We start from the raw sequence: 25629 nt of genomic DNA, 5'->3' as shown, positions 1-25629 counted from the left end.
GACCCCCTACCAAACGATCTTCGCCGCGAGCTGGATGTCGCGCGGCAGGTTGTTCTGGCTCGTCACCTTGCCGAAGTCCGCGTTGGTCGGATCGGTGTTCGCGTCGTTGAACACCACGGTGTTGAACGCGTTGAGGAACTCGAGGTTGAACTGCGCCCGCACGCGGCCGCCGATCGGCACCTGCTTGACGAGCGAGATGTCCCACAGCTTGAGGAACGGGCTGCGGATGCCGTCGATGCGCGACGGGAAGTAGCGCACGTTGTTGGCCAGGCGGATCCGGGTGTCGGCGCGCTGCTTGACCGGATCGTCCACGCCGTTGGTCTGCACCGCGGCGTCGTGGAAGTAGAAGCCGCTGATGTCGAATACCGGCTGATCGCTGTTGTTGGTGTACTTCGCCTCGAGCGCGTCGAGGTCGCCGTTGAAGTAGACGTTGCGGCCCGAGAAGTCCAGCGGCCGCCCGCTCTGGAACTGGCCGATGGCGTTGAGGCTCCAGCCGCCGATGATCGCGTTCAGCACGCCGCCGGCCTCGGAGGCCAACGCGCGCCCGCGTCCGAACGGCAGCTCGTAGAGGATGCTCGTGGTGACGCGGTGCGGCACGTCGTCGCGCGCGAGACGCTTCTCGAAGTCGGCGTCGGTCGCGTTCAGCCGGAACACCTTTTCCGTGAAATGCGACCACGTGTAGGTGCCCATGATCGAGTAGCCGCCGCTGAAGCGCTTCTCGATCTTGGTCTGGAACGAGTCGTACTGGCTGGTGCCGTCGGAGCCCCAGGTGGGCACGTTGTTGAACTGGGGGAACGGCCGCAGCAGCTGCGAGCGCGCGACGTTCGCGCCGGTGAAGCCGGTCGGCAGCAGTCCGCCGGCGAAGGGGTTCGGCACCTGCACCGAGAGATAGTCGATGACCGCCTGATCGCGGACCCGGCTCGTCGACAGATACTGCGCCGGAATCGTGTTGAGCTCCTCGTCGGTGCTGAGGTTGAACCCGCGGCTGCCGGCGTAGCCGACTTCGAGCAGCCAGCGCGACGGCAGCTGCCGCTGCACGTTGACGACGTAGCGCGACAGCTGCGGGTTCTGCGCGTCGAGCGGCATGAAGCGGGTGAGGCTCTGGCCGAGGAACGTGTTCGGCCCGAGCGAGTTGCCCGCCGGCTGCAGCACCCCGTTGGGATACGGATTGTTCAGCGTCGACTGGAAGGTGAGGCCGTTGTTCTGCGTCGCCGTATACGGCGTCGACTGCGAGAAGCCCATCTGGTTGCCTGCGCCGTTCGAGAACACGAAGGGGGTGGTGTAGATGCCCCAGCCGCCGCGAATGACGGTGTTCTGATTGAGCGTGTAGGCGAAGCCGAGCCGCGGCTGCACGTTGTTCTTGTCGGGGTCGTAGGTCCCCGGACTGCTGTCCGAGGCGAAGCCGATGCCGCCGCGCGCCCGCCACTGCGACGCCGCAATCACGTCGGGCCGCGCCGCGTAGGCGGCTTCGGCGGCATTGCTGATCGACAGCATCGCGTTCGGATCGAACCCGCGGACCACGGCGTTGTTCGCTTCCGTCGGCGCCGCTTCGTACTCGTAGCGGAGGCCGAGGTTCAGCGTCAGCTTGCCGGAGATCTTCCAGTCGTCCTGCACGAACACGGCGTGGTACCACTGGCTGTTGGTGCGCTTCCCGTTGACGTCGATCGAGCCGCCGGTCGGGAAGCCGGTGAGGAACGTCGCCACGTCCTGGAAGTTCTGCGCCGCGGAGGTATTGGTCTGGCGGGTGAACGCGCTGCCGTTGCGCATCTGATACTCCCCCGCCTGGCGCGCGGCATTCTCGCCGAACTCCCAGTACTTGCGCACGTCGTAGCCGGCGCGGATCGCGTGGCCGCCGGTCAGCTTGGTGTAGGTCGGCTGGAACGAATAGATCCGGTGGGTGGTGTTGCCGGCCAGGTTGTCGCCGATGTCGCTCAGCGTGTCGAAGTCGAACAGCGGGAAATACCGCGCGCCGCGGAACAGGTTGACGACGCCCGGGGAGAAGCCGAGCGACGCCGGATCGAAGAGGCCCTCGTGCTGCCGGACGTTGGGCTCGCGGAACTGCTGCCAGCCGCCGCGCAGCTCCCACAGCGAGCTGTTGCTCTGCGTCCAGGTGTGGTTCACCGTGACGCCGTCGTTCTTGCGGAACAGGAAGTTGCCGCGCGGCACCATGCCGTCCACGGTGCCCAGCTCCGCGCCGCGCGCTTCGCGCCGATCGTTGCGGGTGTAGCGCGCCATCAGCCGCTGCTTCGGCGTGATCGTGTGATCGAACCGCGTCGACACCGAGTAGAAGTCGTCGGTCCGCGGATTGGTATAGAAGAAGTTGTTGCGCCCCCCGGCGTCGGCCGGCTGGTTCGGCAGCGGGTACGAGTTCAGCACGCGCTGCGCGATCGGATTGATCCGGCCGGTGGGAATGATGTTGCCGGCGAACGGCTGGCGGATGACGCCGGTGCCGGTCGAGGGCTGCGCCGACTGCGGGTCGTAGATGACGATGCCCTGCGCCAGCAGCGCCGAGAAATCGCCGTTGCGCATCGCCTGCGTCGGCACCGTCTGGAACAGCGGCTCGGGGAACTCGTCATAGAGCCACTCGACGGCGGCGAAGAAGAACGACTTGTCGTGGCCGTCGTAGCCGGGCACCACGATCGGCCCGCCGAACGTGAAGCCCGGACGGTTGTAGCTGAGCCCCGGCTTGGCCGCGTTCGCCTTCTTCACGAAGAAGTCCTTCTCGGCGAGCTTGTCGGAGCGGTAATAGGTGTAGGCCGACCCCTTCAGGCTGTTGGTGCCGCTCTTCAGGGTGACGTTCACCGTCGCGCCGGCCGTATGGCCGCTCGCCGCGTCGAAGCTCGCGGTCTCCACCTTGAATTCCTGCACCGCGCCGGCCGGCGGCACGAAGGCCACGCGGCGGCCGTTGGCCATGTTCGGCGATCCGTCGAGCGAGAACTCGTTGCCCCCCTGCGCGCCGCCGACGGTGATCCCCGACGTGCCGGCGTTGTCGAACGGACGCGAGAACTTCAGGTCGCCGGTGTAGGCCAGCCCCGGTGCGAGCCGCGCCAGCGCGAACGGATTGCCGTCCGAGAGCGGCATCATCGCGATCGTCTTCTCGCCGATGGTCTGTCCCGTCGAGCCGGAGGTGGTCACCAGCATCGGGCTCTCGGCGGTGACCGAGACGGTCTCGGCCAGCGCGCCGACTTCGAGCGTGAGGTCCACGCCGAGCCGATCGCCGACGCTCACTTCCAGATTGCTGCGGAGGACCTTCTTGAACCCGGACAACTCGGCGGTCAGCGAGTAGATGCCGGGGTTGAGGAACAGGATGGCGTAATCCCCCTCGCCGTTCGTGGTGGTGCTGGAGGCGACGTTGGTGGCGACGTTGGTCGCCGTGACGGTCACGCCGGGCAGCCGGCCGCCGGACGAGTCGGTGATGCGGCCGGTAATGCCGCCTCGGAAGTCCTGCGCCGATGCGCCCAGGGCGGCCGCCAGGAGCATTGCGAGCGTGCACACGAACCGTTTCATTGCTCCCCCTTCAATGATCGGAAAAAGCGGACGGGACGACACGTTACACCATCCGGCATCCAAAAAACATGAGAAATCGCTTTGACTTTACCGCTAAAGTATGAAATCTTGCCCCTTCCGGCAATGTTCGATCTCCAGGGGAAGGTCGCCGTCGTGACCGGGGCCGGCTCGGGCATCGGCGCGGCCATCGCCAGGCTGTTCGCCCGGCAGGGGGCCGCCATTGCCGCCGCCGATCGGGACACCACCGCCGCCGGCCGCGTCGCCGCCGAGATCACCAGCGACGGCGGCACCGCCATGGGGTATCCCTGCGATGTCTCCGATCCGGACGACGTCGCGGCGCTCTTCCGATCGCTCGAGGCGGATCACGGCCGCCTCGACATCCTCGTCAACAACGCCGGTATTGCCCACGTCGGCAGCATCGAACAGACGACCCCCGACGATCTCGACCGCCTCTACCGCGTCAACGTGTTCGGCGTCTATCTCTGCGCCCGCGCCGCGGTGCCGATCATGCTGCGCCAGGGCGGCGGGGTGATTCTCAACATGGCCTCGATCGCCGCGCTCGTCGGCCTGCCCGATCGCTTCGCGTATGCGATGACCAAGGGGGCGGTGCTGACGATGACGCGATCGATCGCCGTCGATTATGTCAAACGCGGCATCCGCTGCAACTGCATCTGCCCGGCCCGCGTCCACACGCCGTTCGTCGATGGCTACCTGGCGCGCAACTACCCGGGACGCGAAGCCGAGATGATGAAGGTCCTGTCCGAGTACCAGCCGATCGGCCGCATGGCACGGCCGGAGGAAATCGCGCAGCTCGCGCTCTATCTCTGCTCGGACGAGGCGGCCTTCGTCACCGGCCAGGCCTATCCGATCGACGGCGGAGCCACCGCCGTATGAAGCTCGCGCGGTACGGTCCGCTCGGCGCCGAGCGCCCCGGCATCCTGCTCGAGGACGGCACCCGGCTGGACGCGTCCGGCCAGGTCCGCGACTACGACGAGGCGTTCTTCGCCGGCGACGGCCTTGACGATCTGCGCCGGTGGATGGCCGGCGCGCGCGCCACCGCCCCGCGCCTTCCCCCCGATGCGCGCATCGGCTGCCCGATCGCGCGGCCGAGCAAGATCGTCTGCATCGGGCTGAACTTCAGCGACCACGCCGCCGAGAGCGGCATGGAGCTGCCGAAGGAGCCGGTCATCTTCTTCAAGGCGAGCTCGGCGATCGCCGGGCCGAACGATCCGGTGCGCATTCCCCGCGGCGGCACCAAGCTCGATTGGGAAGTCGAGCTCGCCGTCGTCATCGGCCGCGCCGCGTCGTATGTCGACGAACGCCGCGCGCTGGATCACGTCGCCGGCTACGCGTTGCACAACGACTACTCCGAGCGCAGCTTCCAGCTCGAGCGCGGCGGTCAGTGGGTCAAGGGGAAGAGCTGCGACACGTTCGCGCCGATCGGCCCGTTTCTCGCCACGCGGGACGAGATTCCCGATCCGCAGGCGCTCGGCATGTGGCTCACCGTCAACGGCGAGACGCGCCAGCGCGGCTCCACCGCGAACATGGCGTTCGGGGTGGCGGCGCTGGTCAGCTACGTCAGTCAATTCATGACGCTGCTGCCGGGCGACGTGATCAGCACCGGCACGCCGGCCGGCGTGGCGCTCGGCATGAAGCCGGAGCCCGTCTTCCTCGAGGCGGGCGACGTCGTCGAACTCGGCATCGACGCGCTCGGACAATCGCGCCAGCAGGTCGTGACCGACGCGGACGCGGCAGGGCGGCGGGAGCGATGAGCCGGCACGTCCTGGCGGTCGATCTGAAGGACGATCCCGCGGTGATCGCGCGCTACCTCGAACATCATCGCCGCGTGTGGCCCGAGGTGCTGCGCAGCCTGCGCGCGGCGGGCCTGCAGGGGATGGAGATTTTCGTGCTCGGCCGGCGCCTGGTGATGATCGTGGAGACCGGCGGCAACGGCGACTACCAGGCGATCTTCGAACGGCATGCCGCATCGCATCCGCGTGTGGCCGAATGGGAGGCGCTGATGAAGTCGATGCAGCAGCCGATCCCCGGTGCGGCGCCGGGCGAGTGGTGGGCGCGCATGCAGCCGGTCTTCCGCCTGACCTGATCGTGAAGGACCTGACGCAGGCCTGGCCGCGTCCCGCACGCGCGCGGCCGATCGTCGTCATCGGCGCGGGCGCGATCGTGCGATCCGCTCACCTGCCGGCGTACGGCAGGCTGGGCTATCCCGTCGCCGGCTTCTACGACATCGAGCCGTCCCGCGCGCGAGACACCGCCGCGCTGGTCTCCGGCGCGCGGGTGTTCCCGACGCTCGACGCGGCGGCCGCACAGCGCGGGGTGGTGTTCGATCTCGCCGTTCCGGGGGACCAGATCCTCGGCGTCCTCGAACGGCTGCCCGAGGGATCCGCCGTGCTGATTCAGAAGCCGATGGGCACCGATCTGCCGGCGGCCAGGCGGATCCTCGCCTGCTGCACCGAGCGGAAGCTGACCGCGGCGATGAACTTCCAGCTGCGGTTCAGCCCGAACGTGCTCGCCCTGCGCGATCTGCTCTCGCGCGGCGCGCTGGGGACGATCGTTGACATCGACGTCCGCATCGTGATCGATCAGCCGTGGCACCTGTGGACGTTTCTCGCCGGGGCTCCGCGGGTGGAGGTGCTCTACCACTCGATCCACTATCTCGACGCGATCCGCTGGCTCGCCGGCGAACCGCGCGGCGTCTACTGCCGCGGCGTCGGGCACCCCCTGGCGCCGGCGCTGCGCGACGCGCGCAGCACGATCATCCTCGACTACGGCGACGCGCTGCGCTGCTCGCTGGTGCTGAACCACACGCACCGCGCCGGGCCGCGGCACCAGACATCGGAGATGACCGTCGAAGGACTGAACGGCGCGGCGCGCCTGACGTGGGGCGTCAACCTCGAATATCCGGCCGGGCCGCCGGACACGATGGAGGTCGCCCTCGACGGCGGCTGGGCGACGGTGCCGCTGCGCGGCTCGTGGTTCACCGAAGCGTTCGAAGGCCCGATGTCGAACCTGCAGCGCTACGTCGCCGGCGAGGACGCCGCGCTCGTCGGCCCGGTGCACGACGCGGTCAGGACCATGGCCGTGGTCGAGGCGTGCTACATCTCCAGCGCACGCGGCGCGACCGCGATCCCGGAGTGAGGAGCGCATGAGCGACGCGAAGCCCTCCGGCGAGACGATCGACGCGCACCAGCATTACTGGCGCTACGACGCGGCCGGGTACCCGTGGATCGACGAGTCGATGGCGGTCATCCGCCGCGATTTCCTTCCGCGCGACGCGAAATGCGAGATGGACCGCGCCGGAATCGGCGGGACGATCGCCGTGCAGGCGCGGCAGACGCTCGAGGAGACCCGGTGGCTGCTGGATCTGGCGCGCGAGCACCCGTTCGTCCGCGGCGTGGTCGGCTGGATCGACCTGCAGCAGGATGTGGATGCGCAGCTGGCCGGATTCGCCGAGGATCGCGCGCTGGCCGGCGTGCGGCACATCGTGCAGGCGGAGCCCGACGGATTCCTGCAGCGGCCGCGGTTTCTGTCCGGCGTGGCGCGGCTCGAGCCGGCGGGGCTCGCCTATGACATCCTCGTCTACGCGCGGCAGCTGCCGCAGGCGATCGAGTTCGCGCGGCGGTTTCCGCGGCAGCGCTTCGTGCTCGATCATCTCGGCAAGCCGGACGTCCGCGGCGGCGAATTCGACGGGTGGCGGCAGGGCCTGCGGGAACTGGCGGCGCTTCCCAACGTATGCTGCAAGCTCTCGGGGCTGGTCACGGAGGCCGACTGGCACGGCTGGACGCCAGGGCAGCTGCGGCCGTATCTCGACGCGGCGCTCGACGCCTTCGGGCCGGATCGGATCATGATCGGGTCCGACTGGCCTGTCTGTCTGGTGGCGGCGACGTATGCGGAAGTGATCGCGCTGGTTCGCGATGCAGTGGACGAGTACTCCCCCGCGGAGCAGCAGCGGATGCTCGGCGGCACGGCGAGAGAGTTCTGGAATCTAGGTGGCCTATGAAGAGAATGGCGATTGCACTCGTATTGCTCGCGCTTGCGGCCTGCGGCGGCACCAGGACGGGCGCGCCCGCGGATTCATCGACCGCGGGATCCGGCCTCACCATCGCGGTGATTCCGAAAGGCACCTCGCACGCCTTCTGGCAGAGCATCCGCGCCGGCGCGGAACGCGCCGGCCGGGAGCTGGGCGCCACGGTGATCTGGCGCGGACCGCTGCGCGAGGACGATCGGGATTCGCAGGTGTCGGAGGTCGAGGGGTTCGTCAGCCGCGGCGTGTCGGGCATCGTCCTCGCGCCGCTCGACGAGAGCGCCCTGGTGCAGCCGGTGGCGGAGGCCGGCCGCAAGAAGATCCCGGTCGTGATCTTCGACTCGGGCCTCAAGGGGGAGGGCTACGTCAGCTTCGTGGCGACCGACAATCTCAAAGGCGGACGGCTCGGCGGCGAGCGGCTCGCGCAGTCGCTCGGCGGCAAGGGAAAGGTCGTGCTGCTGCGCTACGCCGAGGGGCACGACAGCACCGGCAAGCGCGAGCAGGGATTCCTCGACGCGATGAAGGCCAATCCGGGGATCGAGGTGGTCAGCTCGAATCAGTACGTCGGCGCCGACGTCGAGGGGGCCTACAAGCGCGCCGAAGCGATCCTCAATACCTACAAGAAGCCGGACGGCTCGCTCGGCATCGACGGCATCTTCGCGGCGAACGAATCCTCGTCGTTCGCGCTGCTCCGCGTGCTGCAGGACAACGGGTGGGCCGGCAAGGTGAAGTTCGTCGGCTTCGACGCCTCGCCGAACCTGGTCAAGGGCCTGCGCGAAGGGGGCATCGACGGCCTGGTCGTGCAGGATCCGGTGCGCATGGGCTATACCGCGGTGCAGACCATGGTCGCGCATCTCAAGGGGCAACCGGTCGAGAAATGGATCGACACCGGCGTCCACGTCGCGACCAGGGAGAACATGGCCACCGCGGAGATCAAAGCGCTGCTCGAACCCGACCTCTCGAAGTGACTGTCCCGGCCCTGCGCGAGCGAACCGAGTCGGCGGGATTCGTGATGCGGGGGATCCGCAAGGCGTTCGGCGCCACGCTGGCGCTCGACGGGGTGGACTTCTCCGTCGCGCCCGGAGAGATCTGCGGGCTGGTCGGCCAGAACGGCGCCGGCAAGAGCACGCTGATGGCGATCCTGTCGGGCGCGCTGCAGCCGGACGGCGGCACGATGACGATCGAGGGACGCGCGTACGCGCCGAAGAGCCCGATCGAAGCCCGCCGCGCCGGCGTGGCGATGATTTATCAGGAGCTGTCGCTCGCGCCCCATCTCTCGGTGATGGAGAACATGCTGCTGGGCGTCGAGCCGACGCGCTACGGCCTGATCGATCGGACGCGCATGCGCGCGATGGCCCGCGAGGCGCTCGCGCAGCTCGGTCACGAGGACATCCCGCCCGACGCGACCGTTTCGAGCCTGTCCGTCGCCGCGCAGCAGCTCGTCGAGATCGCGCGGGCGATCGCGGTCGGCTGCCGCGTCCTCGTGCTCGACGAGCCCACCAGCAGTCTCGGGCTGGACGACGTGCGCCGGCTGTTCGCGCTGCTCGAACGGCTCAAGGCCCAGGGGCACGCCATCGTCTACATCTCCCACTTCATCGAGGAGGTGAAGACGATTACCGATCGATTCGTCGTCCTCCGCGACGGCCGCAATGCCGGCGCGGGTTCCACCGCCGGCACGCCGAACCAGGCGATCGTCTCCCTGATGGTGGGCGCCGCCCCCGACGATCTCTTCCCGCGCACGCCGCGGCAGGCGGGCGACGCCATCCTCGAAGTGACCGCGCTCGAGCCGGGCTCGGCGACGTTCACGCTGCATCGCGGCGAGATCCTCGGCATCGCCGGGCTGATGGGCGCCGGGCGCACGCGCCTGCTCCGCCGGATCTTCGGCCTCGAGCCGGTGCGGAGCGGACGCATCCGGGTCGGCGCCTACAGCGGCAGCGCGGCGCCGCCGCACCCGTGGTCGGCGGGCATGGGGCTGCTCAGCGAAGACCGGAAGAACGAAGGGATTGCCCTGTCGCTCAGCGTGGCCGACAACCTGACGATGACGCGGCTGGATCCGTTCGGGCCGGGGGTCGTGGTGCTGCCGTCGCGGCAGCGTGAGGCCTCGGCGCGCTGGATCTCCCGCATCGACATCAAGTGCGCCGGCCCCGGCCAGGCGGCGGCGGAGCTCTCGGGCGGCAACCAGCAGAAGATTGCGATCGCGCGCCTGCTCCATCACGACGTCGACGTCTTCATCCTCGACGAGCCGACGCGCGGCATCGACGTCGGCAGCAAGGCGCAGATCTACAAGCTCATCGACGGCCTCGTCGCGGCCTCCGGAGACAGCCGGCCGCGCGCCGTCCTGATGGTGAGCAGCTATCTCCCCGAGCTGCTCGGTCTCTGCGATCGCATCGCGGTGATGCGCCGCGGCCGCCTCGAGCCGCCGCGGCCCGCCGCCGGTCTCACCGAGCACGACCTGATGATGCAGGCGACCGGAGCCGCCGGATGACGGCGCGGTCGATGATCGATCGGATGGGGACGCTCATCGGCCTCATCCTCGTGGCGATCGTGTTCGGGCTGCTCATCGGCAGCCAGTTCTTCGCCCCCGGCAACATCGAGCTGATGGCGCGTCAGGCGGCGATCGTCTGCATGGCGGCGCTGGGCATGACGGTCGTGATCGCGACCGGCGGCATCGATCTCTCGGTCGGCTCGATGATCGCGCTCGCCACCGTCGCCATCGCGCTGATGCTGCGCGCCGACTACCCGCCCGCCGCCGCGGCGCTGGGCGGCGTCGCCGCCGCCGCGATCTGCGGCCTGGTGAACGGCATCGTCATCACGCAGCTCCGCGTCGTCCCGTTCATCGTCACGCTGGGGACGATGCTGGTGGTGCGCGGCGCGGCGAAAGGGCTGGCGGAGGAACGGCGGATCGAGGCGCCGACGTCGTGGCTGAACGATCTGCTGCGGAGCCAGAGCAGCGCGGTGCTGCCCGGCGGGATCTGGGCGGTGATCGTGCTGGCGCTGATCGTTGCCGCGGTGCTGCGCTACACGCGGTTCGGACGCCACGTGTTCGCGATCGGCTCCAACGAGCGGATGGCGCGGCTCTGCGGCGTCGCGATCGGGCGCACCAAGATCCTGGTCTACACCTTGTCGGCGGCGCTGGCCGGGATGGCCGGGCTGCTGCAGTTCTCCAAGCTGTCCGTCGGCGACCCCACGGTCGCCATCGGACTCGAGCTGGACGTCATCGCCGCCGTCATCATCGGCGGCGGCAGTCTCACCGGCGGGCGCGGGACCGTGCTCGGCACCATCATCGGCGCCGCAATCATGACGATCATCCAGATCGGCTGCTCGCAGAAGGGGCTGCCGAACTGGGTGCAGCAGATCGTCACCGGCGGCATCATCGTCGTCGCCGTCGCGCTCGACCGGGTGCGATCGACGAGGGACGTCACACCGTCATGAAGATCCGCGATCTCGAGATCCTCGACCTGCGGTTCCCCACGTCGCTGACCAGCGACGGCACCGACGCGGTGCACAAGGACCCGGACTACTCTGCCGCCTACGTCATCCTCCGCACCGACGACGCGCTGGAGGGGCACGGGTTCACCTTCACGATCGGCCGCGGCAACGAGGTGTGCGCCGAGGCGATCCGCGCGTTCGCGCCGCTCGTGATCGGGCGCGATCTCGACGAGATCGCCTCCGACCACGCGGCGTTCTGGCGGGCGCTGGCCGGCGACTCGCAGCTGCGGTGGCTGGGGCCGGAGAAAGGCGTCATCCACATCTCGATGGCGGCGATCGTCAACGCCGTCTGGGACCTCCAGGCCAAGCGCGCCGGGAAGCCGGTGTGGAAGCTGCTCGCCGACATGGCGCCGCGCGAGATCGTCCGCTGCATCGACTTTCACTACATCACCGATGCGCTCACCCCCGACGAAGCGGTGGCGATTCTCGAACGCCAGGCGCCGACCGCCGCCGATCGCGAGACGATTCTGCTCCGCCGCGGCTATCCCGCCTACACGACGTCGGCGGGGTGGATGGGCTACAGCGACGAGAAGGTGCGGCGGCTCTGCCGCGAAGCGATCGCCGACGGCTTCACGCACTTCAAGGTCAAGGTGGGCGCCGATCCGGCCGACGACGCCCGCCGCGTCGGGCTCGTCCGCGAGGAAATCGGTCCGGACCGGCAGTTGATGATCGACGCCAACCAGCGCTGGGACGTCGGCGAGGCGATTCGCAACGTGCAGGCGCTGGCGCGGTTCGGCCTGCTGTGGATCGAAGAGCCGACGAGCCCCGACGACGTGCTGGGGCACGCGGCGATTGCCAGGGGGGTGGCGCCGATCGGTGTCGCCACCGGCGAGCACTGCGCCAACCGCGTGCTGTTCAAGCAGCTGCTGCAGGCCGGCGCGATCTCCTTCTGCCAGATCGACAGTTGCCGCCTGGGAGGCGTGAACGAGAACCTGGCGGTGATCCTGATGGCGGCGAAGTTCGGCGTCCCCGTCTGTCCGCACGCCGGCGGCGTCGGGCTGTGCGAGCTCGTGCAGCACCTCTCGATGTGGGACTATCTGGCGGTGTCGGGCCGGATGGACGATCGCGTGGCGGAGTTCGTCGATCACCTGCACGAGCACTTCGAGGCGCCGGTGGTGATGCGGCGCGGCCGCTACATGCCGCCGCAGACGCCCGGCTACAGCAGCACGATCCGCCGCGAGTCGCGGGACGCGTACCGGTATCCCGATGGTCCGGTGTGGACGGACCTCGCGCGCCGCGCCTCACCGGGAGCGCCATGACCACGACAGCGTATCCGCGCGTCGCGTCGTTCAAGACGGCTGACGCCTTCCGGCAGCACCTGCGCGCGTGCGGCGCGAACATTCCGTTCGACGACACGCTCGCCGCTCCCCCGGCGTCGCCGCTCGCCGCGCCGTTCGAGCGCGACGGCCTGCGCGCCGGCAACCGCTTCTGCATCCTGCCGATGGAAGGATGGGACGGCACCGCCGACGGCCGCCCGAGCGCACTCACCACGCGGCGCTGGCAGCGGTTCGGCATCAGCGGGGCGAAGCTGATCTGGGGCGGCGAAGCGGTCGCAGTGCAGCACGACGGCCGGGCGAACCCGAACCAGCTGGTCCTGACGCCGCGGACGCAGGCGGCAGTCGCGGAACTTCGCGAGACGCTCGTGCGCGCGCATCGCGAGCGGTTCGGATCGAACGCCGACGGCGATCTCGCCATCGGCCTGCAGCTCACGCACTCGGGGCGCTACGCGCGGCCGGCCGAGCAGGCGAAGCCCGAACCGCTGGTCGCGTATCACCACCCGCAGCTGGATCGCCGCTTTCCCGCCGGCGTGCGGCTGCTCACGGACGACGACCTCGATCGGCTCGCGGAGACGTTCGTCGCGGCGGCGGCGCTGGCGCACGACGCCGGCTACCAGTTCGTCGACGTGAAGCACTGCCACGGCTATCTCGGCCACGAGCTGCTCAGCGCGCGCACGCGCGACGGGCGCTATGGCGGATCGCTCGAGAACCGTACCCGGTTCCTGCGCACCGTCGTCGACGGTATTCGCGCGGCCGTGCCGCGGCTCGGCATCGCGGTGAGGCTGTCGGCCTTCGACATGGGTCCGTTCGTGAAGGCCGGGACGGGCGTCGGCGTGCCGGAGGCCGGCGGACCGCTGTCCGTATTCGGGGCGCTGAACAGCGGCGCGGAAGACATGGAATCCGCCCTGGCGGACGCACGCGAGCTGCTGGCGGCGCTGGAGGCGATGCGGATCCGCTGGGTGTGCGTCACGGCGGGCAGCCCCTACTACAACCCGCACATGCAGAGGCCGGCGCTGTTTCCGCCGAGCGACGGCTACCTGCCGCCGGAAGATCCGCTCGTCGGCGTGGCGCGGCAGATCGACGCGACTGCGCGCCTCAAGCGGGCATTTCCGTCGATGGCGATCGTCGGATCCGCGTACACGTATTTACAGGACTGGCTGCCGAACGTTGCGCAGCATACGGTGCGAACCGGCATGACCGACTTCGTCGGCCTGGGGCGGATGGTGCTCTCGTATCCAGGGCTTCCCGCCGACGTGCTCGCCGGCCGGCCGCTGCAGCGCAAGCACGTGTGCCGCACGTTCAGCGACTGCACGACGGGGCCGCGGCTCGGGCTCGTGTCGGGCTGTTATCCGCTGGACGACTTCTACAAGGAACATCCGGACGCGGCGCGCCTCAAAGCGCTCAAGGGCGACGGGTAGCGACGCGCGCCGGAGCGACCGCGGCCCGCAGCGCGCGGATCTTCTCCAGCAGCCTGGCGCTGAACCCGTCGATCTCGGCGGGGGCCGCGCCGGCCGCCTCGAACGCGCGGCGGAGCTGCGCCGGGCGGAGCTGGCCGGCGAGCCCGGCGAACCAGCGCGCGTGCTCGATCGGCACGCGGTCGATGTCGGGATCGAAGCCGTCGTAGGCGAGACGGATCGATCCGTGCTCCACCCTGTCGATGAACTTCTCTGCCCGGAAGTGGGCGAGGTTCCATTTCGATCGGTTGGTGATCATCCCGCCGCCCATGCGGCCGAACGTGGCGCCGAGATCGGAAACGAGGAACCGGCGCTCGACCCGGCCGCGCGGGCCGCGGGCGCGCACCACGCGGTTGTTGCGCGGGCCTTCGATGTCCCAGTTGTTCAGCAGCGTCATCAGCACGTGGAGCCCGGACATCTCTTTCGTCCCGGCGAACGGGCTGCGGGCGAGCGTCCACTCTTCCTCGGTGCGCGGCATCGCCGGATCGCGGAAGCGGAACCGCGCCCGGCGGAAGCGCCCGTCCGGCGCGACGTGCTCCGCCGCGCGCGCCAGCTTCTTCACGCCGCGAATCGTTCCCGACGGGACGTGGTACTGCGGCTCGACGAAGTAGCCCAGCGCCCAGACGATGCGGTTGGCGGCGACTTCGGCGTGAACCTCCTCGCCGAACTTGACGTCCCACTCGCGCCCCTGCGCATCGCGGACCGACACTTTCGGGTTGTGCCCGGCAAGATCTTCTTCGACAAAGGTGAACGGCCCGCGCGGCGCGTTCGCGGCGCTGCCCGCGCCCCAGAACAGATCCCGGGTGCCGATGCGCCCCGGATCGCGCCACAACACCGCCGGCGCACTGGCGTCGGCGGGCGCTGCCGGCCGCAACGGTCCGGGCGCCGTCGCACACCCGGCCGCCGCCAGCGCGACCGCCAACCCCGCCGCAAAGCTGAGCTTTGGCGTCATCAAGACACGTACTCCTGACCCGGCAATTTGCAACCCCGATGCCCAGGCAGGAGCGGACGGCGGATGTCGGACGGCGGCTGGCGGGAGCGGTAGCCGGTAACCGGTAACCGGTAACCCGTAGCGGGTAGCGGGTAGCGGAAGCGGCGCCGCCGCGAAACTGCGTCGGGAGGAGTAGCTGCGCAATAGCGCTGCGCGGCGCCGCAACCTTTCGTGGTCGCCCGGCGGCCCCGGTGGCCCGCCGGACGACGATCTCAGGCGGATTCTAGCACTCGCCTCCTAGAACTGGAACCGCAGACTGAACTGCGATTGCCGGGGGATCCGGGCGCTCGTAATCCGTCCGTAGTTATTGCTGTCCGTCTGCGTGTTCGGATTGCCGAGGTTCACCGTGTTCAGCACGTTGAACACGTCCGCGCGCACCTCGAGGCTCTTGCTCCTGGCGATGCGGAACCGCTTCCGCAGCGAGACGTCCGCCTGCCGCCAGTGCGGGCCCTGGATCATGCCGACCCTGGCGGTGCCGCGGCGATCGACCGGCGCGGCGACGAACGCGGCGGTGTTGAACCACTTCGCTTCGCTGCGATCGTCGAGATCGATGTCCTGCCCGGGAACGACGTCCGCGCGGCGCACGCCGATCAGCGTGTTGCCGGTGGGCGTCAGGTACTGGCCGGACTGCCAGCGGATCTTGCCGCTGATCTCCCAGCCACCGAGGATCTGTCCCAGCACGTCCCGCCGGTCGCGCATGAACGCCGGCGTGTAGGTCGGGATGACGAGCAGCGAGTGGCGCCGATCGAACGAGGTCGGTCCGACGAAGTACGAGAAGTCGACGTTGTCGGTCGGCCGCCAGCCTTCGTCGTCGAGCGGGCTGTCGCCGTTGCCGCTGCCGAGGCCGGTGACTTTCCCCAAGGTGTAGCTGACGGAGTAGGTGAGCTGGCGGCCGCGCCGCTTGTTCAGATACAGCTGCAGGCTGTTGTAATCGGAGAACGCATCGCTGCGGCGCTGCGTGATGTCGGAGTAGCCGCTGTACGGGCGCAGGTAGTTGGTGTTGGCGCGCTGTGTCGAGGGCAGCAGCTGATTCGCGAGCTCCACCTCGAAGGTCGGGACGTTGATGTTCGGCTGCCAGAGCAGATGACGGCCCTTGTTGCCGACGTAGGTGATCTCGGCGAAGTGCCCCGCCGGCAGCTCGCGCTGAACCCCGACGCTGTACTGCAGTTGCCGCGGCACCTTCATGTCCGGCTGGAGCGCGGTGATGTTGCCAAGCACCGACGCCGCCGCGGCCGCGCCGGCCAGCGGGTTGGCGAGATTGCCGTTCTCGACGTTGATGCTCGGCACGAACGGCGGCAGGTTCACCTGCGAGAAGATGACGTTGCCCTCCGGCTTGTCGTAGAACAGGCCGACGCCGCCGCGAACCACCCAGTCCTGGCGCAGCGTGTAGGCGCCGCTGAAGCGCGGCATGATCAGGTGATACGACTTGTAGAGCCCGCGCGGCGCGCCGCCGGGGATCAAGGCCGCCGCCACCGGATCGAGCGTCACCCGGTTCTTCTGATCCTCGGGAATCCCGTTCCCCGCGGTCACCAGGCCGGTATAGCGGTTCACGCCGAGCGACGCGACCGAGCCGTTGGGGTTGAGCACCATCGCGTGCGCGGGATTGTACAGAGCAGGATCGAAGTTGGTGATGTTGTTCCCCTGGGTGTAGATCGGCTGCTGGTACTCGTAACGCAGTCCCATCTCGAGGCTGAGATCGTTGCGCACGCGCCAGGTATCCGACACGTAGCCGCCGTACTGGGTGAAGCGGAAGAACCCGAGCGGGTCGTCCCCGCCTTCGGAGTACGACCGGAAGTTGCCGAGCAGCGCGTCGGCGAACGCGAACCCGGTCGTGTTGGGGTTCCCCGTCGGGTTGAAGCTGACGTCGCCCGTATGCTGGTTGCGGCCGTTCTGATCTTTCCGGTTGCGGGTGATGATCACCCCCGAGCGCAGCGTGTGGGCGCTCTTGATCCAGGTGAGCGCGTTCGTGAACGTGATGTCCGTCGTCGGCGACAGCAGCGACTGCGAGGGGCCGACGATCTGCGCCGGGGCGCCGGTGCCCGAGAACGAAATGCGCGGGATGCCCTCGGCGTCATAGCGGCCGCGGTTGTAGACCTGCGGGAACTGGAACCCGTAGGTCTCGCGCTTCCAGTTGTCGCCGGCCGGCGGAATGCGCTGCCCGTTCCACGATGAGGTGGCCTTGAAGTCGTTGAACAGGTTCTCGCGCACGATCCACGTATGCGCGAGCTGGATGCCGTAGCCGGGACGCACGCGGTTGGTCGGGATGGTCGGCATCGCCGATCCGATGAACGTGCCGCGGGGTTCGATCAGATCGTACTTGTCGTGCAGGTAGCGCAGATAGAACGAATGCGCCTGACTGCGGCGGTAGTCGATGCGCGCCAGATCCTGCCGCCAGTCGAACGGGAAGTCGAGCTGGAAGACGGTGTTGTTGGCGGTCGGCGCGTCCGTGTAGGTCGCCGCGAGACCGATCATCCGCTCGTACACCTTCGCGATCGCCCGGCCGTCGGGCGTGATGCGGTTCGCAGGTATGACGTTGCCCTGGAACTGCTGGCCGGTGAGCGGATCGCGGATGACGACGCTGCGGGCCGAGAAGTCGCCGTTCAACTCGGCGCGGCTCGGAAGCGTCCGCAGCAGCGGCGACTCCTGTCGGTCGAGCGACTTGAACTCGACGCCGCCGAAGAAGAACAGCTTGTTCCTGACCAGCGGCCCGCCGATCCCGCCGCCATAGTCGTTGAAGTCTTCCTTCGCCTTGATCCGCTTGCCGCTCGCGTCTCTCGGCGCGAAGTGGTTCGCCGCGTGGAAGCGGTCGTTGCGGTAGGTTTCGAACACGCTGCCTTTGATCTGGTTGGTTCCGCTCCGGGTCACGACGTTGATCGACGCGCCGGCGTTGCGCCCCTTGTCGGCGGCGAAATTCGAGGTCTGGATCGCGACCTGCTCGATGAAGTCGATCCCGACGTTGTTGATCATGCTCGAGTTCGAGCCGGAGTCGAGATTGAAGCCGCCGTCGACGGTCAGGTTGTTGCTGTTGCCGCGGTTGCCGTTGATGATCACGCCGCCGGTGCCGAGCCCCGTGGTCACCGCCATCTGGTCGTCGTCGGTCGTGATCGCGCCGGGGATCAGCGTCGCCAGCTCGAGGTAGTTGCGCCCCGACAAGGCCAGCGAGCGGACCGTCTCCCCGTCGACCACGCGCTGGACCTCGCCGGACGTGCGGTTCACGGTGTCGCCGCGCACCGCTTCGACGGTGATCGTTTCGGTGACCGACCCGACGCCGAGCGAAAAGTCGGCGGTGATGCGCCCGTCGGCGACGAGCGCGAACCCGGCGCGCTCCGCCTTGCGGAAGCCCTGGAGCTCCGCGCTCACCGTATAGGTGCCGATCGGCAGGCTCGGGAACACGTAGGTGCCCGTATCGCTGGTGGTGTCGGTCCGGGTCAGCCCCGTCCCGGTATTCGTCACGGTCACGGTGACGCCCGGCAGCACGCCGCCGGAGCTGTCGCGGACGGTGCCGCGGATTTCACCCGTGACGCTTTGCGCGGCGGCGCCCGCCGCCATCAAGAGGACCGCCGCGAGCAGGCCGGCGGCCGTTCGATACACCCTCATCTTCGACTCCTCCCCAGAAGTTGAAGCTACTTTTCAACTTTGCTGCCTTCGAACTCCACGACCACGACCGTCGCCATCGGATCCAGCATCGGCCGCTCCAGCGTGAACGACGTCCGTCCGCTCTTCTCGACCTTCAGCTCCATCGGCGCCTTGTCGGCGAGCCGGTAGGCGCGAAGCAGCTTATTCTTCATCGCCGGAATTTCAAAGGGCGCCCGCGGCTCGGCGAAAAAGGTAAAGAAGAGCTTTCCTGGCTTGGTCGTCACCCGCCACTCGTTGTTGGCGAGGAACAGCTTCTGCCCGCGGACGTCTTTCGCGTCCCTGGAGGTCCACTCGCCGAATTCCTCGCCAAAGGGGCTCATGCCGGCGCCGTAGACGGCCTCGCCATTGAGCTTCAGCCACCGGCCGACGGTCCGCAGGTTGTCCTGGCTCGCCTGGGGAATGTTGCCCTCGGCCGTCGGGCCGACGTTGAGCAGATAGTTGCCCCCCTTGCTGACGATATCCACGAGCTTGAACGCGATCTCTCCCGGCCGCTTCCAGTCGGTGTCGTCCTTGCGGAACCCCCACGTGTGGTTGATCGTTGCCGGCGTCTCCCACGCCTCGGACGACGCCTCCGGGGGGATCACGTTGTCCCCGGTGGATCGGTAGTCCCCCTCGACGCCGAGGCGCCCGTCGATCAGCGTATTCGGCTGGAGCGATCGCACGAGATCGGTGAACCGCTTGCCGCGCTCCCCCTGCATGAAGCGCGGCGTGTCGAACCAGATCAACGCGACCGGACCATAGTTGGTCAGCAGCTCCCTGACCTGCGGTTCCGCCTTGCCGCGGAGGTAGGCGTCGTAGTTCTTCAGCTCCTTGCCGTTCGCGTCGGTGTCCGGACCGTAGTCCCAGGTGTTGCCGGCGGCGTCCTTCTCGTGCCAATCCTGCGACTGCGAGTAGTAGAACCCGAGCCGCATGCCGCGCTTCGCGCACGCGTCGGCGAGCTGCTTGAGGATGTCGCGGCCGTACGGCGTCGCGTCGACCACGTTGTAGCGGCTGACCGCCGACTTGAACAGCGCGAACCCGTCGTGATGTTTCGAGGTGATGACGATGTACTTCATCCCCGCGTCCTGCGCGAGCTGCACCCACTCGTCGGGGTTGTACCTGGTGGGATTGAACTCCTTCGTCAGTGGCTCGTACTCGCGCACCGGAATCCTGAGGCGATGCTGAATCCACTCCCCGATGCCCAGCGAGCGGCGGCCGTCCTTCCATTGACCCGCCGGAATGGCGTACAAGCCCCAATGGATGAACATGCCGTACTTGGCCTCGCGGAACCATTCGAGGCGCTTCTCGCGCGCCGCGTCGTACGGCCTCGGCGCCGTGGTGGACTGCGCGGCGCCGGTGATGACGAGCAGACACGAGATGCAGCCTGAGAGGAGAGTCTTTTTCATCAGCGCCTCGGGCATGGGTTAGAACGTGAACCGCACCGACATCTGAATCACGCGCGGCGGACGCGTCGGGTTGGCGATGCCGATGGCCGTCCCGAAGTTCGCGTTGACCTGCGCGCCCGCGGGATCGAACCGCGCCGTGCGATCGACGTCCGAGAACTGGACGGTGTTCAGCACGTTGTAGGCCTCGAGCCGGTACTGGAAGCTGCGCCGCCCGCCGGCGCGGAAATTCTTGAACAGCGCGAGGTTCCAGTTCCTGATGCCCGGACGGCGAACGGCGTTGCGCGGCGCGTCGCCGTAGTCGCCGCGCCCCGACGGCCGCGCGAAGCACGACGTGTCGAACCAGCCGGTGAGCGGGCTCCCGGTGTTCGCCATCGGATCGCACACCATGTCGGGCCGGACGACGCGGAGGCCGCCGCCGAGATCGCCGCCGTTGCCGCCGTCGCCGCCGGTGAAGTCGAAGTTGTCCGTGGTGGTCAGGACGACCGGCGCCCAGTCGCCGGTGACGAAGGCGTTCTCGCCGGAGAGCTGCCAGCCGTCGAGCGCGTAGTGCAGCGCGCGGTTGCCGAAGCGCTCGTGCGAGATGTCCCACGAATAGTTGACCACGAGCGTGTGGCGGCTGCTCTGCGCCAGCTCCGAGTAGAAATACTCCCGCGGACGGTTGAGCGTGATCGACAGGTTGCCGGGATCCTCGTCGGCCACGCCGCGGGCGCGCTGCAGCGTGTAGGCGCCGCCGAACTGCACGCCGCGGATGTAGCGCCGGTTCACCTGCACCTGGAGCGAGTGGTAGTCCGAGCTGCCGGAGTTGCCGCGCACGCGGATCGCACCGAGGCCGGCATACGGCCGCAGGAAGTTGTCCGGCAGCACCGCCGTCGCGCTGGTGCTGCCCGGATCGCGATTGGCGGGATCGAACTTCGCGCCGTCGGGAACGGGATTGAGGTTGTAGTACATCTCGAGATTGCGCCCGACGCTCCCGGCGTAGGTCGCGTCCATCGAGGTGCCCCATCCCAGCTCGCGGCGCAGGCCGATCGACCAGTTGTACGAGCTCGGCGTCTTGTACTCCGTTTCCAGCGCTTCGATCGTGCTCGGCGCCAGCAGCAGCGCCACGCCCGGCACGAACGTGTTCGCCATCGTGTTGTTCGGGATCACCGGATTGGTGATGTAGGGCGGATTGCGCAGGTTGCCGGCCGACCCGCCGCCGAGGCGCGCGTTGTGAAAGAGCCCCGCGCTGGCGTGCAGCGCCATCGTGCCGGCGCCGGTGAGATCCCAGCTGAAGCCGGCGCGCGGTTCGGGGGCGGGCGCGAGCATCTCACGGAAGCCGCGCGGCACGCCGGGATCCGTCTGCAGCACCAGGCCGTTGGCCTGCACGCCGGTGCCCGGCACGTAGGCGCCGATGTAGATCTGGTTCAAGGTCTGCCCGGTCGCCGGATCGAGCGCGACGCGGACGCCGTTCTGCAGCGCCGGCTGATAGAGCCGCGGCGCCGCGCCGCGGGTGTACGCCGACGGCACGAAGTTGGCGATCTGCTTGTCGGGCCGCCAGTACGGCGTGTAGACCAGGAAGCGCATGCCGTAGTCGACCGTGAAGCGCGGCGTCGCCTGCCAGGTGTCCTGCGCGTACCACTCCGACCAGATCTGCTTGTTGTGGGTTTCACCGTAGCGGCTGGTCTCGGTGTACTGCTGGTAGACGCCGAGGACGGCGTTCGCGAAGGCGAAGTTGGTGTTCAGCGGATTGTTGGCGTTGTTGCTGAACTGGAACTGCCCCATCCACGTGCCGCCGCGCGCCTCGTTGTTGGTCATGTATTCGAAGTGGCCGCCGAACTTCCAGGTATGGCGGCCGCGCGTCAGCGTCAGGTTGTTCCGCACGCTCATCAGCGTGTCGAACGCCGTCGAGCCGAGCCGGCTGTCGTAGGTGAAGTCCGGACTGTCGACGCCCGTGGTCGCGAGTCCGAACGTCGCCGTGGGAATCACGCCGAGCGTGTTGAGATCGGTGAACTGGCCGAGACGGTAGCCGGCCGTCGTCCTGAGGATCCGGTCGAGGTCCGCGTCCTTCTTCGTGCCGAACCCTTCCGTCGCGCGCCGATACCCGGCGGACAGCTCGTTGACCCCCGACGATCCGAAGATGTGGTTCCAGCCGCCGTTCACCGAGTTGTCGCCCGACACGTACGAGCCGTTGAAGAACCCCCATTTCGCCGGCCCCGCGGTGATCTCCGATCCGTACTGGCTCGAGCGCCAGGTGCGCACCGACCCCCAGTAGCTGTCGTGCCCGGACGGGCGGGCGTCGAGGCGGATCAGGTGATTGAACCGCGGATTCGTCGAGGTCTCCTGGCGCTGGAAGTTGTAGGTGTTGTTGGCGCTGCTCGTGTTCGGCAGCGGCAGCATGTTCAGCAGGGCGAGCGCGTTCGCGTCGAGCCGGTTCGACGGAATCACGTTGCCGGCGAAACAGCCGGCGCCGCCGCTGATCACGTTGCACGCCGCCGCGGACTGCGGATCCCGGATGTTGATCAGCCGTCCGTTGGCGTCGAACGTCTGCGAGAAGTCCCCCTGCCGCTCGCGCGCGGTCGGCATCCGGTACAGCCGCACCGGCCCGGGGCGCTGCACCTGCGGCCCTTCGAACGAATAGAAGAAGAACAGGCGCTTCTCCGCCCCCTGGTTCCACAGCCCGGGCAGCCGGACGGGGCCGCCCAGGTTGAAGCCCGGCGTATCGACGTGCAGCTTCGGCCTGGCGAGGCCGGCGCGGTTGTTCTCCCACGGCGTCGCGTTCCACGCGTCGCGCTTGCCGTACCAATACGCCGACCCGGTGTAGGTCGCGCTGCCGCTCTTGCTGACGATCTCGATGTTGGCGCCGCCGCTGTGGCCGAACTCCGCCTTGTAGGTGTTGAGCAGCACCTTGACTTCGGCGATCGCGTCGAGGTTGATCGACGAGTTCATGCGGTTGGCGCCCGACAGCTCGTTGCCGTTGAGCCCGTCGACCGTCACCTGGTTCCAGTGCTTGCGCATGCCGCCGATGTTCGGCATCAGCGAGCCGAAGCTGTCGCCCATCGCCTCGATGTCCGCCTCGTAGTGCACGCCGGGCAGCAGCCGCAGCAGGTTGACCACGTCGCGGCCGCGGCTCTGGATCTGCGAGATCTGGGTCGCGGTCAGCAGGCCGGAATAGTCGCTGTTCTTGGTCTCGATCGCCGCCCCTTCGGCGACCACCGAGACGATCTCGCTCAACGTGCCGACCTCCAGCTTGAGCGGTCCGAGATCGACGTGGCTGCTGGCGTTGACGACGTTGCGCGTCTGTTCGAGCGTGCGGAAGCCCTGCAGCTCGACCCGTACCGTGTAGGAGCCCGGCGGCACGGCGCGGAAGGTGAACGCGCCGCGATCGGTGCTGGTCGTGGTGCGCGCGGCGGCGGTGGCCTCGTTGGCGAGCGTCACCGCGGCGCCGGGGACCACCTGGCCGCTGGTGTCGACGATCGTGCCGGACAGCGTGCCGGTGTCCTGGGCGCCGGCCGGCAGCGCCGCGGCGAGCGTGAGCAGCAGCGCCCGCCGCAGATGCGCGCCGCGCCCGAACCGGGTGAACCACGTCATGCCAAGCCTCCTGCGTGGAAGGGCCCGAGGGTGTGAGCGGCGCCTGTGATACGATCCTTTACCGATAAAGTCAACTTACTTTAACGCTAAAGTCGATTCGCCATGCCTCCCACCACCACGATGAAGCGGATCGCCGGCGAGCTCGGCGTGTCGATCACCACCGTCTCCAAGGTGCTCAACAACCGGGACGACATCGGCCACGCCACCCGCGCCCGCGTCCTCGCCAAGGTCGCCGAGCTGGGCTACCAGCCCAACGCCGTCGCGCGCAGCCTCACCCTCCGCCGCACCCACACCCTGGGCGTCGTGATTCCCGATCTGATGCACTCCTTCTTCGTCGAGATCGTCGCCGGACTCGAGACCGTGGCGAGCGCGCGCGGCTACGGCCTCCTGCTGTGCAGCTCGAGCGAGGACCCCGCCAAGGAACGGCAGGAGCTCGACATGCTGCGGCAGCGCCAGGTCGACGGCATCGTCCTCGGATCCGCGAGCGCCACCGGCAACACCGATCTCCTGCAGCAGCTCGCCGCCCTCGGCATCGGGCTGGTGATGATCGACCGCGACGACCATCAGGACGTGCCCTGCGATCGCGTCGTCACCGACGACGAGGAAGTGGGACGGCTCGCCGCCGCCCACCTGCTCGCGCAGGGACGCCGGGCGATCGCGCACATCACCGGCACCGCCGTGGTGCACGCGCGCCGGCGCGCCGCCGGCTATCGCGCCGCGCTGCGCCAGGCCGGCGTCAAGGCGCATCCCGCGTGGGTGGTCCGCGGCGGCTTCAAGGAGGCCGACGGCTATCAGGGCATGCAGAAGCTGCTCGCGCTGCCCCGGTCGTCGCGCGTCGACGCGGTGTTCGCCGCCAACGACCCGAGCGCCATCGGCGCGATGAAGGCAATCTGGGACGCCGGGCTGCGCGTCCCGGAGGACATCGCCGTGGTCGGCGCCGGCGACATCGCGCTTGGAGATATGCTGCGGGTGCCGCTGACCACGGTGAGCTGGTCCCGGGAGGACCAGGGCAAGGCGGCCGCCGAGCTGCTGCTCGAGCGCGTCGAAGGAGAGACCCGCGGGGCGCCTGCCCCGCCGAGGCGGGTGGTGATCCCGCCGCGGCTGGTGGTGCGCCGATCGAGCCGGAGCAAATAGGATGCGAACCGCGATCGTGTTGGGTGCGCTCGTGTTGTCCGTGGCGCCGGCGGCGCCGCAGTTCGATGCCGACCGCGAGCGCGCGCGCGTGATCGCCGCCGCCGATCGCTACCTCAAGGAACCCCCGCTCACCATCACCGCGTCACGGTCGCCGCGAAGCGCCGGCGGCGTCCACGACTACTTCTCCGAAGGGGACTACTGGTGGCCCGATCCCCAGAATCCCAAGGGTCCGTACATCCAGCGCGACGGGATGAGCAATCCGGACAACTTCAACGACCATCGCCGCGCGCTGATGCGGTTGTCGGTGCAGCTGCCGGCGCTCGCCGCCGCCTACCTCCTCACCAGAGATCAGAAGTATTCGATCCATGCCGGACGCCACGCGCGCGCCTGGTTCATCGGGCGGACCACGCGCATGCACCCCGCGCTTCGCTACGCGCAGGCGATTCAGGGACGCGTGACCGGCCGCGGCACGGGGATCATCGATACCATCCACCTCGTCGAAGTGGTCCGGGCGCTCGAGCGCCTCGAGGGCTCGCGCGGCTGGTCGCGTGACGATGCCGCGGAGAGCAAGCGCTGGTTCGCCGAATACCTCGAGTGGCTGACGACCGACAAGTACGGGATCGACGAGCGCGATACGACCAACAACCACGCGACCTGCTGGGTGATGCAGGTGGCCGCCTTCGCGCAGTACACCGGCAACCAGGCGCTGATCCGTGATGCGCGGACGCGGTTCAAGACCGTGCTGCTGGAGCAGATGGCGGCCGATGGCAGCTTCCCGCGCGAGCTCGGGCGGACCAAACCCTATGGGTACTCGCTCTTCAACCTGGAGGCGATGGCCACCATCGCCCAGATTCTCTCGACTCCGGAGGACGACCTGTGGACGTTCGAGCTGCCAGACGGGCGGGGAATGCGCAAGGCGATGGCCTACATGGTGCCGTACATTCGCGACAAGAAGTCGTGGCCGAAGCCGCCGGACGTGATGTACCACGAGCAGTGGCCGATGCGGCAGGCCAGCCTGCTGTTCGCGGGAGTCGCGCTGAAGCAGCCGGCCTACATCGAGCTGTGGTCGACGCTGCCGGCCGACTCGAGCGTCGAGGAGATCATCCGCAACTTCTTCATCCGCCAGCCGCTGCTCTGGTTCGAGTAG

17 protein-coding genes are annotated in these 25629 nt (G+C 68.6%); 12 read left to right on the top strand and 5 right to left on the bottom strand.

Going from position 1 to position 25629, the window contains the following annotated elements; genetic code table 11:
* Nucleotides 1–6 precede the first annotated feature (6 nt).
* Nucleotides 7–3507: a carboxypeptidase regulatory-like domain-containing protein gene (locus VFK57_08295; protein ID HET7695691.1), complete on the bottom strand. Its 3501-nt coding sequence runs from the start codon at nt 3505–3507 to the stop codon at nt 7–9.
* 108 nt (nt 3508–3615) lie between these two features.
* Between VFK57_08295 and VFK57_08290 the strand changes: the two genes are divergently transcribed.
* The 10 genes from VFK57_08290 to VFK57_08245 are packed head-to-tail and all read left to right on the top strand — an operon-like array spanning nt 3616 to nt 13733.
* On the top strand, nt 3616–4401 hold the full coding sequence (locus VFK57_08290) for an SDR family oxidoreductase (protein ID HET7695690.1): 786 nt from the start codon (nt 3616–3618) through the stop codon (nt 4399–4401).
* Nucleotides 4398–5279 (top strand): fumarylacetoacetate hydrolase family protein, encoded by an 882-nt coding sequence (locus tag VFK57_08285; GenBank protein ID HET7695689.1) that lies wholly within the window; start codon nt 4398–4400, stop codon nt 5277–5279. Before VFK57_08290 ends, VFK57_08285 begins: the two co-directional genes overlap by 4 nt.
* Complete coding sequence (locus VFK57_08280; protein ID HET7695688.1) at nt 5276–5611, top strand: L-rhamnose mutarotase; 336 nt, start codon at nt 5276–5278, stop codon at nt 5609–5611. Before VFK57_08285 ends, VFK57_08280 begins: the two co-directional genes overlap by 4 nt.
* A gap of 2 nt (nt 5612–5613) precedes the next feature.
* Nucleotides 5614–6663, top strand: a complete 1050-nt coding sequence (locus VFK57_08275; protein HET7695687.1) for a Gfo/Idh/MocA family oxidoreductase — start codon at nt 5614–5616, stop codon at nt 6661–6663.
* 7 nt (nt 6664–6670) lie between these two features.
* The gene (locus VFK57_08270; protein HET7695686.1) at nt 6671–7525 is read left to right on the top strand and encodes an amidohydrolase family protein; all 855 of its coding nucleotides are present in this window, start codon (nt 6671–6673) and stop codon (nt 7523–7525) included.
* The gene (locus tag VFK57_08265; protein HET7695685.1) at nt 7522–8517 is read left to right on the top strand and encodes a substrate-binding domain-containing protein; all 996 of its coding nucleotides are present in this window, start codon (nt 7522–7524) and stop codon (nt 8515–8517) included. The genes VFK57_08270 and VFK57_08265 overlap by 4 nt, the downstream gene beginning before the upstream one ends.
* Nucleotides 8514–10034, top strand: coding sequence for a sugar ABC transporter ATP-binding protein (locus VFK57_08260; protein ID HET7695684.1), 1521 nt, complete (start codon nt 8514–8516; stop codon nt 10032–10034). The genes VFK57_08265 and VFK57_08260 overlap by 4 nt, the downstream gene beginning before the upstream one ends.
* On the top strand, nt 10031–10981 hold the full coding sequence (locus tag VFK57_08255; GenBank protein HET7695683.1) for an ABC transporter permease: 951 nt from the start codon (nt 10031–10033) through the stop codon (nt 10979–10981). The genes VFK57_08260 and VFK57_08255 overlap by 4 nt, the downstream gene beginning before the upstream one ends.
* The gene (locus tag VFK57_08250) at nt 10978–12297 is read left to right on the top strand and encodes an L-fuconate dehydratase (protein ID HET7695682.1); all 1320 of its coding nucleotides are present in this window, start codon (nt 10978–10980) and stop codon (nt 12295–12297) included. Before VFK57_08255 ends, VFK57_08250 begins: the two co-directional genes overlap by 4 nt.
* A complete protein-coding gene (locus VFK57_08245; GenBank protein HET7695681.1) occupies nt 12294–13733 on the top strand; it encodes a hypothetical protein in 1440 nt (479 codons plus the stop codon). Before VFK57_08250 ends, VFK57_08245 begins: the two co-directional genes overlap by 4 nt.
* On the opposite strand, the gene VFK57_08240 is transcribed toward VFK57_08245, so the two are convergent.
* The 4 genes from VFK57_08240 to VFK57_08225 form a co-directional block, all read right to left on the bottom strand.
* On the bottom strand, nt 13717–14721 hold the full coding sequence (locus VFK57_08240; GenBank protein HET7695680.1) for a hypothetical protein: 1005 nt from the start codon (nt 14719–14721) through the stop codon (nt 13717–13719). The genes VFK57_08245 and VFK57_08240 overlap by 17 nt on opposite strands.
* A gap of 276 nt (nt 14722–14997) precedes the next feature.
* Nucleotides 14998–18357 carry a carboxypeptidase regulatory-like domain-containing protein gene (locus VFK57_08235; protein HET7695679.1) on the bottom strand — a complete coding sequence of 1120 codons (3360 nt, stop codon included), beginning with the start codon at nt 18355–18357 and terminating at the stop codon, nt 14998–15000.
* 26 nt (nt 18358–18383) lie between these two features.
* Nucleotides 18384–19781 carry an alpha-L-fucosidase gene (locus VFK57_08230; GenBank protein HET7695678.1) on the bottom strand — a complete coding sequence of 466 codons (1398 nt, stop codon included), beginning with the start codon at nt 19779–19781 and terminating at the stop codon, nt 18384–18386.
* 18 nt (nt 19782–19799) lie between these two features.
* Nucleotides 19800–23348, bottom strand: a complete 3549-nt coding sequence (locus VFK57_08225) for a carboxypeptidase regulatory-like domain-containing protein (protein ID HET7695677.1) — start codon at nt 23346–23348, stop codon at nt 19800–19802.
* A 102-nt stretch (nt 23349–23450) separates the two neighbouring features.
* Here VFK57_08225 and VFK57_08220 point away from each other — a divergent pair, with 102 nt between their 5' ends.
* The gene (locus VFK57_08220; GenBank protein ID HET7695676.1) at nt 23451–24482 is read left to right on the top strand and encodes a LacI family DNA-binding transcriptional regulator; all 1032 of its coding nucleotides are present in this window, start codon (nt 23451–23453) and stop codon (nt 24480–24482) included.
* Between the two features lies 1 nt (nt 24483).
* Complete coding sequence (locus VFK57_08215) at nt 24484–25629, top strand: alginate lyase family protein (protein ID HET7695675.1); 1146 nt, start codon at nt 24484–24486, stop codon at nt 25627–25629.

This window comes from Vicinamibacterales bacterium (assembly GCA_035699745.1).
GTDB lineage: Bacteria > Acidobacteriota > Vicinamibacteria > Vicinamibacterales > 2-12-FULL-66-21 > JAICSD01.
This window is presented reverse-complemented; position numbering and strand designations above follow the sequence as displayed.